General features: G+C 45.2%; 11 protein-coding genes and 1 pseudogene. 7 read left to right on the forward strand and 5 right to left on the reverse strand.

What is annotated here, in order from left to right:
* Positions 1-11 precede the first annotated feature (11 nt).
* Positions 12-1,076 (forward strand): annotated as a pseudogene (locus tag OC23_RS08005) (saccharopine dehydrogenase family protein); the annotation flags it as partial.
* Between the two features lie 291 nt (positions 1,077-1,367).
* Here OC23_RS08005 and OC23_RS08010 read toward each other — a convergent pair.
* The 3 genes from OC23_RS08010 to OC23_RS08020 form a co-directional block, all read right to left on the reverse strand.
* Positions 1,368-2,408: an acetoacetate decarboxylase family protein gene (locus OC23_RS08010; protein WP_038344393.1), complete on the reverse strand. Its 1,041-nt coding sequence runs from the start codon at positions 2,406-2,408 to the stop codon at positions 1,368-1,370.
* A gap of 202 nt (positions 2,409-2,610) precedes the next feature.
* Complete coding sequence (locus OC23_RS08015) at positions 2,611-3,414, reverse strand: type 1 glutamine amidotransferase domain-containing protein (protein ID WP_038344394.1); 804 nt, start codon at positions 3,412-3,414, stop codon at positions 2,611-2,613.
* A gap of 137 nt (positions 3,415-3,551) precedes the next feature.
* Positions 3,552-3,965 carry a MerR family transcriptional regulator gene (locus tag OC23_RS08020; RefSeq protein ID WP_038344048.1) on the reverse strand — a complete coding sequence of 138 codons (414 nt, stop codon included), beginning with the start codon at positions 3,963-3,965 and terminating at the stop codon, positions 3,552-3,554.
* A 91-nt stretch (positions 3,966-4,056) separates the two neighbouring features.
* On the opposite strand from OC23_RS08020, the gene OC23_RS08025 reads away from it, so the two are divergent.
* From OC23_RS08025 to OC23_RS08040, 4 genes are all read left to right on the forward strand, one after another.
* Positions 4,057-4,749, forward strand: a complete 693-nt coding sequence (locus OC23_RS08025) for a type 1 glutamine amidotransferase domain-containing protein (RefSeq protein ID WP_038344050.1) — start codon at positions 4,057-4,059, stop codon at positions 4,747-4,749.
* Positions 4,750-4,888: 139 nt separating this feature from the next.
* Positions 4,889-7,294 (forward strand): TonB-dependent hemoglobin/transferrin/lactoferrin family receptor, encoded by a 2,406-nt coding sequence (locus OC23_RS08030; protein ID WP_038344051.1) that lies wholly within the window; start codon positions 4,889-4,891, stop codon positions 7,292-7,294.
* 289 nt (positions 7,295-7,583) lie between these two features.
* Positions 7,584-8,840, forward strand: a complete 1,257-nt coding sequence (gene mhpT, locus OC23_RS08035; protein WP_038344052.1) for a 3-(3-hydroxy-phenyl)propionate transporter MhpT — start codon at positions 7,584-7,586, stop codon at positions 8,838-8,840.
* Between the two features lie 69 nt (positions 8,841-8,909).
* Positions 8,910-9,584, forward strand: a complete 675-nt coding sequence (locus OC23_RS08040) for a YjjG family noncanonical pyrimidine nucleotidase (RefSeq protein WP_038344054.1) — start codon at positions 8,910-8,912, stop codon at positions 9,582-9,584.
* 30 nt (positions 9,585-9,614) lie between these two features.
* Here OC23_RS08040 and OC23_RS08045 read toward each other — a convergent pair whose 3' ends face one another.
* Positions 9,615-10,184: a helix-turn-helix domain-containing protein gene (locus tag OC23_RS08045; RefSeq protein WP_038344055.1), complete on the reverse strand. Its 570-nt coding sequence runs from the start codon at positions 10,182-10,184 to the stop codon at positions 9,615-9,617.
* Between the two features lie 92 nt (positions 10,185-10,276).
* On the opposite strand from OC23_RS08045, the gene OC23_RS08050 reads away from it, so the two are divergent.
* Both OC23_RS08050 and OC23_RS08055 read left to right on the forward strand, forming a co-directional pair.
* A complete protein-coding gene (locus OC23_RS08050; protein ID WP_038344056.1) occupies positions 10,277-11,452 on the forward strand; it encodes a benzoate/H(+) symporter BenE family transporter in 1,176 nt (391 codons plus the stop codon).
* Between the two features lie 384 nt (positions 11,453-11,836).
* Entirely contained in the window at positions 11,837-12,769 is a 933-nt protein-coding gene (locus tag OC23_RS08055; RefSeq protein ID WP_038344395.1) for a lysophospholipid acyltransferase family protein, read from the forward strand.
* A gap of 84 nt (positions 12,770-12,853) precedes the next feature.
* Here the strand turns inward: OC23_RS08055 and OC23_RS08060 are convergent, their stop codons facing one another.
* Positions 12,854-13,087, reverse strand: a complete 234-nt coding sequence (locus OC23_RS08060) for a DUF2171 domain-containing protein (protein ID WP_038344057.1) — start codon at positions 13,085-13,087, stop codon at positions 12,854-12,856.
* Positions 13,088-13,193: the final 106 nt, after the last annotated feature.

Here is a 13,193-nt window from a genome sequence, read left to right on the forward strand (position 1 = left end):
GGGGGCATATCATGACACAGATCGACAACTCACAATGGATGATTTATGGTGCAAATGGTTACACGGGCGAGTTAATCGCCCGTGAAGCTGTACGTCTTGGTCTAAAGCCGGTACTGGCTGGCAGAAACAGGGCCAAGGTTCAGGCTTTGGCAAAAGAGCTAGGACTGGAATTCCGGGCATTTGGACTGGACGATCCGGCTCGGGCAAGTCAGGAATTACAAGGTTTTCGGGTACTCATGCATTGTGCCGGGCCATTTTCGTCCACATCCGAGCCGATGATGCAAGCCTGTTTAAACGCTGGTACGCATTATCTGGATATTACAGGAGAGATCGCCGTATTTGAGCTGGCGCAGTCGCTCGATCGTCAGGCTCAGGCGGCCAATATTGTCATCTGTCCAGGGGTTGGTTTTGATGTGATTCCAACAGATTGCGTGGCAGCAACCTTAAAACAGCAGTTGCCTGATGCAACGCATCTGGCATTGGGTTTTGACTCAAAGTCAGGGTTTTCTCCGGGTACAGCAAAAACCAGCACCGAAGGCATGGCAGAAGGTGGCAAGATCCGTAAACATGGCAAGATCACGTCAGTCCCTTTAGCGCATCATGTACGCAAGATCGATTTTGGTGATGGTGAAAAAAGTGCCATGAGCATTCCTTGGGGCGATGTTGCAACCGCATTTTATACAACCGGCATTCCCAATATCGAAGTCTTTGTTCCGGCTCCAGCCAAAATGATTTGCGGAGCCAGATTGTTAAACTTTATTCGCCCTTTATTAAGGCTGGAATGGGTACAGAATCTGGTAAAAGCCCGTATAGACAAAGCCGTGGTTGGCCCGGATGAAACAACACGTGCCAGCTTGCCGACTTATGTGTGGGGCGAAGCCAGCAATGCCCAAGGCGAAACCCGGACTGTCCGTATACAAACCGATAATACCTATAGCCTAACCATTAGCGGGTCATTGATTGTCATACAGTATTTATTGCAACACCCGGTATCAGGCGGAGCCTATACCCCAGCAAAACTGATGGGTGCAGATCTGGTCACTCGAATTCCCGGTTCAGGCCCGTTCCTGATTTCATGGCCGATTCATCCAGCCCCGATCTCAAGCAACAGTGACCGCGTCAAACCGGTCACTGTTTTTATCTGCACATCCGTATCAGTTTTTCTATTATACCTTAGCTATGACAAGCATCTGTACCTAAAAACCTCAAATACGGATCAATATAGCCTGATCGCGTTTAGATAAGAGTTTATCTGTCATTCTTACACCTCCCTCACAGCGATGTGCCCTGACATCATCTTGTACGCTTAAATATAAAAATGCCCCCTGTTTTGCATCTGAAAGCAGGGGGCACTAATGTATTTACAATTATTTTTTATTGCTGCTGTTGCGATCCAGTGCAGGATAAGGAACCGGCATATTTAAGGCTAACTGGGCGTCTTTTACCACATCCAGACGTAAAATCCTGGCAGCTCCCAGATCATCCAGTAACTGACTGATCGGCCCGCCATGACGTACCAGTTGCACATGTTTAGGGAATAACTTCTGGCCAAAGGCCAGGGTATTGGATTCGACCGAAGTACTGTGCCATTTGCCATCAACCAGCTGATACATGGTTTTGGTTTCAATACGAGATTGAGGTTTTACCGTTTTAATTTTTGGTAAAGGCGCGGTCAGGCTCAGATCAGGTTGACCATCGGTATTTAAAATCTGTGCCTGCAGGTTTTGACGATTGATGTTTAGGTCAATCGGCGTTAACCATTTTGGCAGTTGATAACCATAGACACCACGAACACGCGCAATTTCAGTATCAACAGGCAAGGCCAGCACATGACCGTAGTATTTATGCTGGCGCATCGAGCTGAATAACTCAGTACTATTGAAATGATGGGCACCCGGCTGACGAACCACGATGGCAACAGAAGCTTCATCATATGGATCGACATCACCGACCTTATAAGAAAAGATGGTAACGGAAACCAGACCGTAACCTGGCAAAGGTTGCAGCGGTTGAAGCGGAGCAGGTAGACGGGCTTTCAGCTTATCGACCGGAGCCAGCATTAACAGCTGTACATTACTGGTACGATAATAAAAATTTGGCGACCAGACTTTGCCTACCCGTGTATCGACCAGCTTTTTAGGGATATGCCGAAAATAATCAATGTTTCCAGCGGCAGGGTCTTTGGCAACCTCATCCAGATCAGGGTTCATACGAAAGCGGTCATAATAGCCACCTTTGGGAACATTGACTTTATAAGGGCCAAATTCGACTACAGTTGTTTGAGCTGTATCTGGCCCAGCCAGTGGCGTACTCTGTGTATTGGGTTCAGTTGCATAAGTGGCTGTACTTAATAATAAGCCTGCAGAGATGGCTGAAAGTGACTGACTCAAATGGCGACGACTCAACATCATGATCTTTTTCCTGTTAACTCAACTGTTCAAATGCTAAGATTAAAGTTAGCTTTAAGGTCAAGTGTTTTTTGAATGGTATAAATCATTATCTGCACAGGAAAAACAGATCATCAGCAAGAGCATGTACTTCGGCAAGCGATGAGGGTAGAGGGCAGGATTAAAAAAGCCAGATACGGGTATCTGGCTTAAAGTCGATGACTTAATTCAGGCTTTTTAAACGCTTCACTACAGCTTCAGCAATCTCTTTACTGGACTGCGGGTTTTGTCCGGTAATCATACGGTCATCCACAATGACATAGGAGGTGAAGGGCAGCCATGCACGTTTATACTTGGCTCCCCGTTGTAACAGATGATCCTGTAAGGAAAATGGCACCTGAGACTTGATACCGGAAAGCGTTTCCTCGATATTGGCAAATCCGGTTACGGTTCGGCCTGCAATCAAGGCTTGACCAGTGCTATCCTGTAATGGCAATAACCCACCCACACCATGACAAACAGCAGATACCACACCACCTTGCTGGTAAATCTGCTCACTGATCTTTTTCAGACCTTCATTTTTTGGAAAATCCCACATGGTACCGTGGCCACCTGTATAATAAATGGCCAGGTAACGTGACGCATCAACGGCATCCGGTGCCAGTGTCGTCTTTAAACGTTGCATGAACTGAGGATCGGCCAAATGCGCTTTGGCAGATTTATCCAGATAAATGGGCTTCAAGCTACGCTCATCCAGTGGAACCGGGCCACCTTGCGGACTGACAAAATCCATATCATAGCCAGCAGCCTGTGCGATGTCATAAAAATGGGTGAGCTCGGTCAACCATAATCCGGTGTGATCTGTACGGGTCGGATAAGCAGAATGGTTGGTCATCACCACCAGAATTTTGCCTAATGACCGCATCTGTTCCTTTTGCACCGGCTCAGCAGCCCAGGCCGTACCTATAGAAAAGACCAGCATCGACATGCCGATCAACCACATTTTGAGATTCCAACGTTGCAACATGACAGGTTCCTTATCAATCACCTGTCAACTATCCTATGCTTGAAGCAAACTTGAAGGTCAAGCACTTTTCTCGGCAGTTGATGAATGGAAACGGTCAGGCTATTTGAAAAATGCCAAATATGCCAAAGTGGGGATGATCAGGCCTTGTCACTGCTATAGTACAGGTTCAGTAAACGTTGGGCATTTTCTTCGCAGGTAATTTCATCTGGTTTGTTGTTAATCGCGGTAATCATCATACGTAAATTTTGCTTGCTGACAGCCAGTTTCTGTTCAAGGTCTTCAATGTCCTTGATTTTACTTTCTAGCAGCCCAATCAGGATATCGTGATCCCATGACGTGACATTGGAGGGTAAGAAAGCCTTGATTTCTGTCAGAGAAAAACCCACCTGCTGCGCTTGCTGGATCAGGAATAACTGTTTGAGGTCATTTTCACTATATTCGCGATAACCATTCGATTTGCGTTTTGCTTTCGGTAACAGCTTGATCTGCTCATAGTAACGAATAGTAGGCGTACTTAAGCCGCTTTGTTTCGATAACTCACTGATATTCATTTTACCGATTTCCTCTTGACATTAAAGCTAACTTTAGACTTATAGTAAGTCAAAAGCAAGACTAAAAATAACTTAGAAGCCGAGGTGAACAATGTCAAAACGTATCCTGCATGTAGTGACCAATGTTGCTCAATATGAAAAAGTTGACCGTCCTACCGGTTTATGGCTGGGGGAGTTGACCCATGCCTACGATGAATTTGAAAAACATGATTATATTCAGGATATTGTGAGCCCTTTGGGCGGTCATTCCCCAATTGAACCCAAATCTCTTGAGCGTTTCGTTGCCGATGCTTCCGTGTTGAGGCGCAACCATGACCCTGCTTTCATGCAATTACTGGAAACCACCAAAAAACCTGCCGAAATCAGCTGGCAAGATTACGATGCGATTTATTACACGGGTGGGCACGGCGTGATGTGGGATTTTTTAGACAATCCGGAACTGCAACAGATCACCAGAAATATTTATGAAAATGGAGGCATTGTTGCCAGTGTCTGCCATGGTTATTGTGGCTTACTCAATCTTCAGCTTGCAAATGGACAATACCTGATTGCAGGTAAAAAACTGACAGGCTTTGCCTGGTGTGAAGAAGTCTTGGCAGGAGTCGCCAGGAAAGTTCCCTATAATGCCGAGCAACTGGCAAAAGCACGTGGGGCGCTCTATGAAAAGAAACTGATTCCGTTTATGCCGAATGTAGTGCGCGATGGTAACCTGATTACAGGGCAGAACCCGTTTTCAGCACGTGTAACCGCCTTGGCGATCATCGAAGCTTTAGAAAAACCGTAAACAATTTGAATCTCAAGGCATAAAACAAGGTCATGCTAAAAATTAAATCCCTGATTGATGGAAAAATAACACGATCCGGTTTACAAAATTACAAATGTAAATAATAATTATTATCAATTAAGTTGATTTTTGAATTTTTATGACTTACTCCCATAACTCAGCCAAGTCTTCTCAAGCAGGGCTTGGCGAGTCTTGTCCTGACCAGTCATGCCGTCAGGGCACCGGATTTAAACCCTTGATGCTGGCGACTGCGATTGCCTTGTCCATGAATCTAATGACCGGGCACAGCTTTGCAGCGCAACCGTTAACAGATGCCGAAACCACCGCCGCATTTCATAAATCGCAGCAGAACTCATCCCAGAACAATGCGCAAAACCAGATTTATCAAATGACGCCAATTGTGGTACAGGCTGAAAAAGATGACATTATTCCTTTTGGCCAGAGCGTGTTAAACCAGAAAGCAATTGACCGGTATCAGGCCAACAATGTTGCACAATTACTGGATCACATGCCCGGTGTTGGTTCGGCCGGATCGCCAAGGCCCGGTGGACAGACCATTAATATTCTGGGAATGGGAGGCGTTGAAGATGTTCCCATTACCCTGGATGATTCGGTCAAAAGTTTTGATAAATACCGTCAAGGCTCGGTTTTTATCGAACCTGAAATCTTAAAGAAAATTACGGTCGATAAGGGCCCGCACAATGTTGAGGTGGGCAATGGCGGTTTTGGCGGTAAAGTCACGCTAGAAACCAAGGATGCGACAGATCTTCTTGAAGCAGGTCAAAAGGTCGGGGCATTGTTAAAATACTCGCGTTTTTCCAATAATCAGCAAAATACCTATACAGGTGCTGTTTATGGCCAAAGTGAAAATGCGCTGCTCGACGGGATGTTTTATTATACCAATCGCGATAGTGGCGACGTAAAACGTCCTGATGGCTCCAGGTTTTTATATTCAGCCCAGCAACAGGATACGTATCTGGCCAAACTGAATATTCATCCGGCAGAAAGCCAGAAAATCACCCTCAATGCCATGCAAAGCGGCCATGATGGCTGGGAACCGTTTGCGGCCATGCGTGATCAGGATGCTGTCCCCACTGAAGCTGACATTAAAAAATATGGCTATGAAGGGGCATGGAAACGCCGGCTGGTTTATCGTGACCAGAAAGACCAGAGCTACTCAGCTGCTTATGAGCTTAACCCTGAATCGAATCCGTATATCAACCTGAAAGCCATTGCGTCTTATTCCAAAACAGAACAGCATGACAAGCGTTTACCCAGCGTAACCGCTTCTGCCTCCACACTTGGAAATGAAAGTTGGGTCACGTATACCAACACGGCCTTCAAGCTCAGCAATATCAGTGACATTGAGACCGGATATGGAACACATAAACTCAAACTAGGCGCACAATACCAAAAGATGCAGCAAAATTCGTTGCTCTACGACAAAACCAATTCGAAAAAGCCAGATTATAATTTTGGATATTATGAACCCAATTACATGCCAGCGGGCCATCAGCAAATGCTCAGTGCATTTATTGAAGACCAATATCAGCTGAATGATGTCACCATTACACCATCGTTACGCTATGATCACATTACCAACACCGGAAAACCGAACCGCGCACCACGTTATAATGACCCCGGTGCAGGGCATGATTATTCGAGCAAGACCTACACCGGCTGGTCACCGCGACTGGCTCTGGCCTGGAAACAGGCAGATTATCTGACCTGGTTTGCCAATATCAGTAAAACCTGGCGTGCACCACGGATAGATGAACAGTACTATGTCCAATCTGCCATGACCTCGGTTCCCGCGACCAGCCGTTATTTATTGCCTGAAAAAATGCTGGCACTACGTTTAGGCAATGAAATGAATTTTGATGATCTGTTTGCAGACGACGACCATTTACAAGTCCGCCTGACCTATTACCGTAATCGTGGTGGAGATGAAATTTTCCGTAACCGCTCAACCTTCTGTAAGGCACAGGCTGAGAATAACGCCAAGGGCGGGAATGGCAGTATCAAGGATTGTAATGGAAAATATCATCACGGCTTTTACCGCAATGTCACAGATTATACGATCAAGGCTTATGAGGCCGAACTGTTCTATAACCAGCCAATGTGGTTTACCGGCCTGACCTATTCCTACATTCGCGGACAACGGGATAACTCACCGGTAAATCCATGGTTCGACCAGAAGACCTGGATGACGGATATCCCGCCGAAAAAGGCAACAGCAACACTAGGGGTGAACGTACCGGAACACCACCTGACCATGGGGTGGCGAGGCATTTTTGTGGCGGCACAAGACCGGAGCCTTTCAGACAACGATAAATCAATTGCAGCTTCTTCCTTTTCACTTCCTAAAACCAAAGGCTATTCGTTGCATGGGGTATATGCAGACTGGCAACCCGTTGGTGAAAAAGGCCCTAGATTAAACCTGTCGATTGATAACTTATTCAACCGCGATTACAAAATGTATCTGGGCGAATATATGACCGGTACCGGCCGCGATTATAAATTAAGTATTTCCCAGAGATTCTAATTCCATCAGCCTAAGCAGACCGGTCTTTTTCAGTCCAGCATTCATGTTTAAAAGTGCAAGCTGGGCTGAAAAAATTTGCATCTGCTGCAAAAATAATTTTAAATTTTGCTTCTTCGATTTATTTCAGCCCGTTTTTAATACTTGACTAGATTACTTAATTCATAACTTTTTTATATATTGCGTAACTTTCCCCGCGCTGTTAATCTTTTTTGCCCTTCCTGCAAAAGCACTCGGCCCAGGATTACATACACAACAATATACAAAATAAATAATTCCAAGGAATATACCCATGTTGAAAGAACCCCATCTGGAATCGCACGCCTCAAAACCTGAAGTCGTGATGACATTATTGCTCTGCTTTGTGTTTGCCATTATTGAAGGCTTTGACTTGCAGTCGATGGGCGTTGCCGCTCCACGTATGAAAGCTGAAATGTTGCTAACCAGCACTGAAATGGGATGGGTATTTAGTGCGGCAGTTCTGGGGACTTTACCCGGCGCCCTGATTGCCGGCAGGATCGCTGACGCAATTGGCCGCAAGGTCGTATTTATCAGCTGTATCCTCATGTTTGGCCTGATGTCATTATTAACACCCTTTGCCCATGAGCTGAACACCTTGCTGTTGCTCAGATTCCTGACCGGTCTGGGGATGGGGGGTGCATTACCGATTGTCATCACCATGGTGTCCGAGGCAGTAAGCGAAAAATATAAAGCCACGGCTGTAAGTGCCATGTATTGCGGCATGCCGATTGGCGGTGTGCTGACCTCCGTAGTGGCTTTATCTCTCAATGCCGATCATGAATGGCGGCATATCTTTTATTTCGGTGGCATTGCACCTTTGCTGCTTGTCCCTGTTCTGATGAAGTTTTTGCCCGAATCCAAAGCCTATCTCAATAAAACAGCAGCAGATCGGACAAGCAGGCCAAATCTGGCTAATGTTTTATTTGCAAAGCCACGCCTCCTGATTACGAGCAGCTTATGGTTAAGTTTCTTTGGAACGCTTCTGGTACTAGCCTTGTTCCAGAACTGGTTGCCGTCGCTGATTGCAGGGTTGGGCTTAAATAAAGAACAGGCCAGTTATATCCAGATTGGTTTTAACCTGGGCGGTTCTATTGGTATCCTGATTCTGGGCTGGATGCTGGACCGGTTAAATAAAGTTATGATCGTTGCCGGGGTGTATAGCGGTATCCTGATTTCACTGATTGGCCTGGCATATTCAGATAGTGCCTTTACCTTTACGCTATTTGCAAGCAGTTGCGGTATGTTCGTGATTGGCTGCCAGTCTATTTTATACACGCTGGCAGCAAAATATTACCCGACACACATGCGGGGAACCGGTGTAGGGGCCGCCGTCGCTGTAGGCAGGATCGGTGCCTTCTCTGGCCCCTTGATTGCAGGCTATCTATTGGGAACCGGACAAAGCGAAATCGTGGTCATTGCTTCAAGTATCCCGATGATTTTATTGGCAGCTATCGCGGCACTGCTGTTATTAAGACAACCGGCATCTGTTGTCCAGCAGCACGACACCCCCAAGATGATTGTCCCTTAACTGCATTGTCATTTGACTGGACGGTATCATAAAATGCCCCAGATTTAGGATGAACTTGCGGAAAGATGGATGTTTAAGGCGATTTTCTTTGATATTGATGATACCTTGCTGAATTTTAGTGTGGCGAATCGCTCTGCCTTTGTAAAATCATTCGGGGCATTTGATTTACAGCATGATGATTTGACCTATTCGACTTATAAACAGATTAACCATCAGTTATGGGAAAAACAGAAAGCAGGGCAGATTACGGTACAAGATGTAATTAACAGCCGCTTTAAAGAACTGTTTTTGGCATTAAAAATTGAAATCGACCATGATCATTTCCGTGATACCTTTCAGGGCAATCTGGCCAGAGAGCATACGCTCGAAGACGGCGCTGCAGAAGCAATTGAATATTTGAGTCAAAAATATAAGCTTTTTGCAGCCTCAAACAGCATTTTGCATCAGCAAAAAAAACGGCTACAGCTGGCAGGTCTGTTACCACATTTTACCGATCTCTATGTTTCTGATGAGGTGGGCTATGAAAAACCGGATCAGCGCTTTTTTCAGACCTGTTTAGCCAGAAGCAATATTGCCAAAGAAGATATACTGTTCATTGGTGACAGTCTGGAAGCAGACATCAAGGGGGCTGCTGCCTGCCAAATCCCGACCTGCTGGTATAATCCCAAACAACTTGAAAATAAACACAAACTCGATATTACCTATACCATCCAGCACCTTTCAGACCTTGCCAAGATCCTTTAAGGCCCAAGTAACGCGTTTGCCGGTAGAGATTTAAACGCCCGGATGAGGATAATGGATCAGGTTGTGCATGATCACACTGTGCTCACCGCTATTGGCATAGATATGTGGAATATCGGCCTGAAAACGGATTGATTCACCGGCATGAACTGTATGCTGTATTTCTTCAAGCTGTAACTGCAGTACACCGGCAAGCACAATGATATGTTCAATCACGCCTGCTTCATGCGGGCTAGATTCACTTCTGGCACCGGGCAATAACTCGATTTTCAGGACATCCATGCGTAACTCCTGATCAAAAGGAATAAGAGGGCTGACGCGCATGCCGGACTGCTGCTGTTCAAACACGGCCAGATCACTGAAATGATGGATTTCAGGTTGAGCAACAGACCTTCCACCTTCAAGAAAAGTTGAAAATGCAATATTAAACCCCGTAGCAATTTTCCAGAGTGTCGCAACGGTCGGGCTCGATTTACCCAGCTCGATTTGCCCAAGCATGGCTTTACTCACACCGGTTAATTCGGCAGTCTGGCTCAGGCTTAACCCCCGCTCAGTTCTCAGTTTTTTTAAGGCCTCGGCCACATTTGGTGGAATATCTTGCATAAACAGCGATCTTCTTGCTTAAAAATGATTGTCCGTTATAACAGACGATGATATTTTAGTCGCAATACCATCATCTTCAGTAAAGTACTTCTATGCGTAACTTAGCATTTTTCAGGTCCTCCTCACCAGCCATGATCATGACAGGTCTGGTGGCAGTACTGGTGGGTTATGCCAGTTCTCTAGCCATCATTTTGCAGGCACTGGACAGGGCCGGACTAGATGCTTCACAAACCGGAAGCTGGCTGATGATGCTCGGTATCGGGATGGGAATCACCAGTATTGGTCTTTCTCTTTATTATCGCACACCAATCCTGACCGCCTGGTCGACTCCCGGGATTGCCTTGCTCGCCACCAGCCTGAGCGGGGTAAGTATTCATGAAGTGGTCGGCGTATTTATCTTTGCTTCAGGGCTGATGTTCTTATGTGGTGTGACCGGTATTTTTGCCAGACTCATGAACTACATTCCGCGCTCGATTGCTTCTGCCATGCTGGCCGGCATTCTGTTACGTTTCGGTTTAAGTACCTTTGAGGCACTCCAGATCAATTTCACACTATGCATTGCCATGCTGGCGGCATTTGTCCTCGCCCGGCGCTGGTTTCCACTTTATGCCATTATTGTGACACTGGTTACCGGCATAGCAGTTGCAGCAGTTAGCGGTGACCTGCATTTCACCCAGACCAGTCATCTATTTAGCTTGCCTACCTTTATACAACCACATTTCACCATGACCACACTGATCGGTGTCGGTATTCCATTTTTTATTGTTTCACTGGCTTCGCAAAATGCTCCCGGTATCGCGATCTTGCAGGCCCGTGGCTACGCACCCAAAACTTCGGTCTTGCTGGTCTGTACCTCATTAACTGCCATGATTCTGGCACCTTGGGGTGGTTTTAGCATTTGTATTGCTGCCATTACTGCAGCGCTTTGCATGGCACCCGATGTTCATCCTGATCCGGCAAAACGTTATATTGCATCAACTTGGGCTGGTATTTTTTACTTGATTGCCGGGCTTTTTGGCGGTGCCATTTTTATATTGTTCAATGGCTTACCAACCGTCTTAATTCATATTCTGGCTGGACTGGCCTTGTTAACAACCTTAATGAACAGCCTGCATCAATCGCTGGCAGATGAACAGGGCCGCGATGCTGCCATCATCTGTTTTTTGCTTACAGCCTCAGGCATTACCTTATTAGGCATTGGTTCAGCCTTCTGGGGTCTGGTTGGCGGGATTGCTGCGCATCAGATTCTGGTGAAACGAAAGGGCTAACTGTTCAGTTACATTTGGCCAAAACTTCTACCAAAGACGATCATTGACCTAAAATGTTCGTCTTTTTTAATCCCTATAGGATGCTGGATAACCATTTATTTTATATATGCTACGTTTTTAATCACAACAAACAGGCCTTTGAAGGCCAAAATGAGTCATAGGATTGAATATATATTTAAAACAAGGGATTTATCACATAAATTAAATATTATGTATAACTGGTCATTAAATTAAATTTAAAAGTTATTATTCAGCGAGTTAAGATTATTTATAGTGAATACTCCTGAATTAAAACCCATGATTTGTAGTACTTGTAAGTACAGGGCAACATAAAATATTTATATATGCTAGGCTGTGTAGTTTTTCTTAAGAAACATGGTCAAAATGGATTTAAAACGTAAGTATGAAACAGGTAAGTTTTATTGGTCATTTTTATTGCCCAGATATTGGGCGATATGGATAGCGCTGACTATTTTAATGTTATTTGCAATTTTACCGTGGTTTATTCAATGGAGGCTGGCTGATATCCTCGCGACGATCGCCTGGAAAGTGTTAAAATCCAGAAGAAAAACTACCTTAAGAAATTTTGAACTCTGCTTTCCAGATAAAAATGAACAGCAGCGAGAAGCAGAGGCAAAGCAGGTCTTTTTCAATATGATGGTGGGCCTGTTTGAAGCGCTGAATGCCTGGTATAGGCCCAAATGGTATCAACGCCGTATTCATATTCATGGTTTAGAACATATTTTACAGTCCCGTGATACAGGTATTCTTTTGTTAGGAACCCATACCACCTTACTGGATGCTGGTGGATATGTCAGTAGCTGCTTTTTCGATCTCGATGTCGTTTACCGTCCGCAAAATAATCCTTTACTGGATATGTTAATCAGCCGTTCCCGGGCAAGCATTTATAAACATCAGATTTCAAAAAACGACATGAAAAGTTTAATCGGCCATCTCAGGCAAGGACGTGCAATCTGGTATAGTCCCGATCAGGACTTTGGCTTAAAACAGGGAGTTATGGCTCCATTTTTTAATATTCAGGCAGCAACCTTAACCGCCCACCGACGTCTGATGAATATTTCCAGAGTGCCTGCAATCCCTTTGTTTTTCTATCGCACCGGCGATATCCGTAACCCTCAATACCATATCTTGCTAGAGCCGCCACTGGACAACTTTCCAAGCCGGGATGAGGTGGCTGATGCAACCCGGGTCAACCTGATCATTGAAAATCAGATTAGCAGGTATCCGACCCAATATATGTGGTTCCATCGCAGGTTCAAGACCAGGGCTCAAGGGGAAGTTGCGCTGTATTCGTAAGGTTTCCCGATAGTGCAATAATCTCAAGTAGGTAGCAAATGACCGCCATTAAAGGCGGTCATTTCTGGATAGATCAGGCTTGCTCTAGATGGCTTGCCATTGCTGTTTTACTTCTTCAGCATTTTTAATCAGTACCACCTTGTCATCTTTGACTTCGCCTATCCATGCTGTCGGGATCAGATGATGCTGGTCATTTTCATCACGGGTCAGTTTTAACTGGCTATCACCCTCGAGATGATCCACTGTTCCGATCTTGGTGCCACAAGAGGCAATTACATCAGCATGTTTTTTAATATCCTGAATATTTAAAGTAGTCATTTTCAAACCTCTTCTATAAAAGTGATAAAACCGTAGCCCTTAAGCTACTTGATATTTTGTAGAAATGGTCAGGTTTTAAATATTCCTTACAGGATGATTTTGTAGT

The organism is Acinetobacter sp. A47 (assembly GCF_000805455.1).
In the GTDB taxonomy this organism is placed as follows: domain Bacteria; phylum Pseudomonadota; class Gammaproteobacteria; order Pseudomonadales; family Moraxellaceae; genus Acinetobacter.

What these genes read in the sequence shown, in the direction of transcription:
- OC23_RS08050 (WP_038344056.1), top strand. Translation starts at nt 10,277, where the DNA reads ATGCGTAACTTAGCATTTTTCAGGTCCTCCTCACCAGCCATGATCATG.
- OC23_RS08015 (WP_038344394.1), bottom strand. Translation starts at nt 3,414, where the DNA reads ATGTTGCAACGTTGGAATCTCAAAATGTGGTTGATCGGCATGTCGATG.
- OC23_RS08020 (WP_038344048.1), bottom strand. Translation starts at nt 3,965, where the DNA reads ATGAATATCAGTGAGTTATCGAAACAAAGCGGCTTAAGTACGCCTACT.
- OC23_RS08025 (WP_038344050.1), top strand. Translation starts at nt 4,057, where the DNA reads ATGTCAAAACGTATCCTGCATGTAGTGACCAATGTTGCTCAATATGAA.
- OC23_RS08060 (WP_038344057.1), bottom strand. Translation starts at nt 13,087, where the DNA reads ATGACTACTTTAAATATTCAGGATATTAAAAAACATGCTGATGTAATT.
- OC23_RS08045 (WP_038344055.1), bottom strand. Translation starts at nt 10,184, where the DNA reads ATGCAAGATATTCCACCAAATGTGGCCGAGGCCTTAAAAAAACTGAGA.
- OC23_RS08010 (WP_038344393.1), bottom strand. Translation starts at nt 2,408, where the DNA reads ATGTTGAGTCGTCGCCATTTGAGTCAGTCACTTTCAGCCATCTCTGCA.
- mhpT (WP_038344052.1), top strand. Translation starts at nt 7,584, where the DNA reads ATGTTGAAAGAACCCCATCTGGAATCGCACGCCTCAAAACCTGAAGTC.
- OC23_RS08040 (WP_038344054.1), top strand. Translation starts at nt 8,910, where the DNA reads ATGTTTAAGGCGATTTTCTTTGATATTGATGATACCTTGCTGAATTTT.
- OC23_RS08030 (WP_038344051.1), top strand. Translation starts at nt 4,889, where the DNA reads ATGACTTACTCCCATAACTCAGCCAAGTCTTCTCAAGCAGGGCTTGGC.
- OC23_RS08055 (WP_038344395.1), top strand. Translation starts at nt 11,837, where the DNA reads ATGGATTTAAAACGTAAGTATGAAACAGGTAAGTTTTATTGGTCATTT.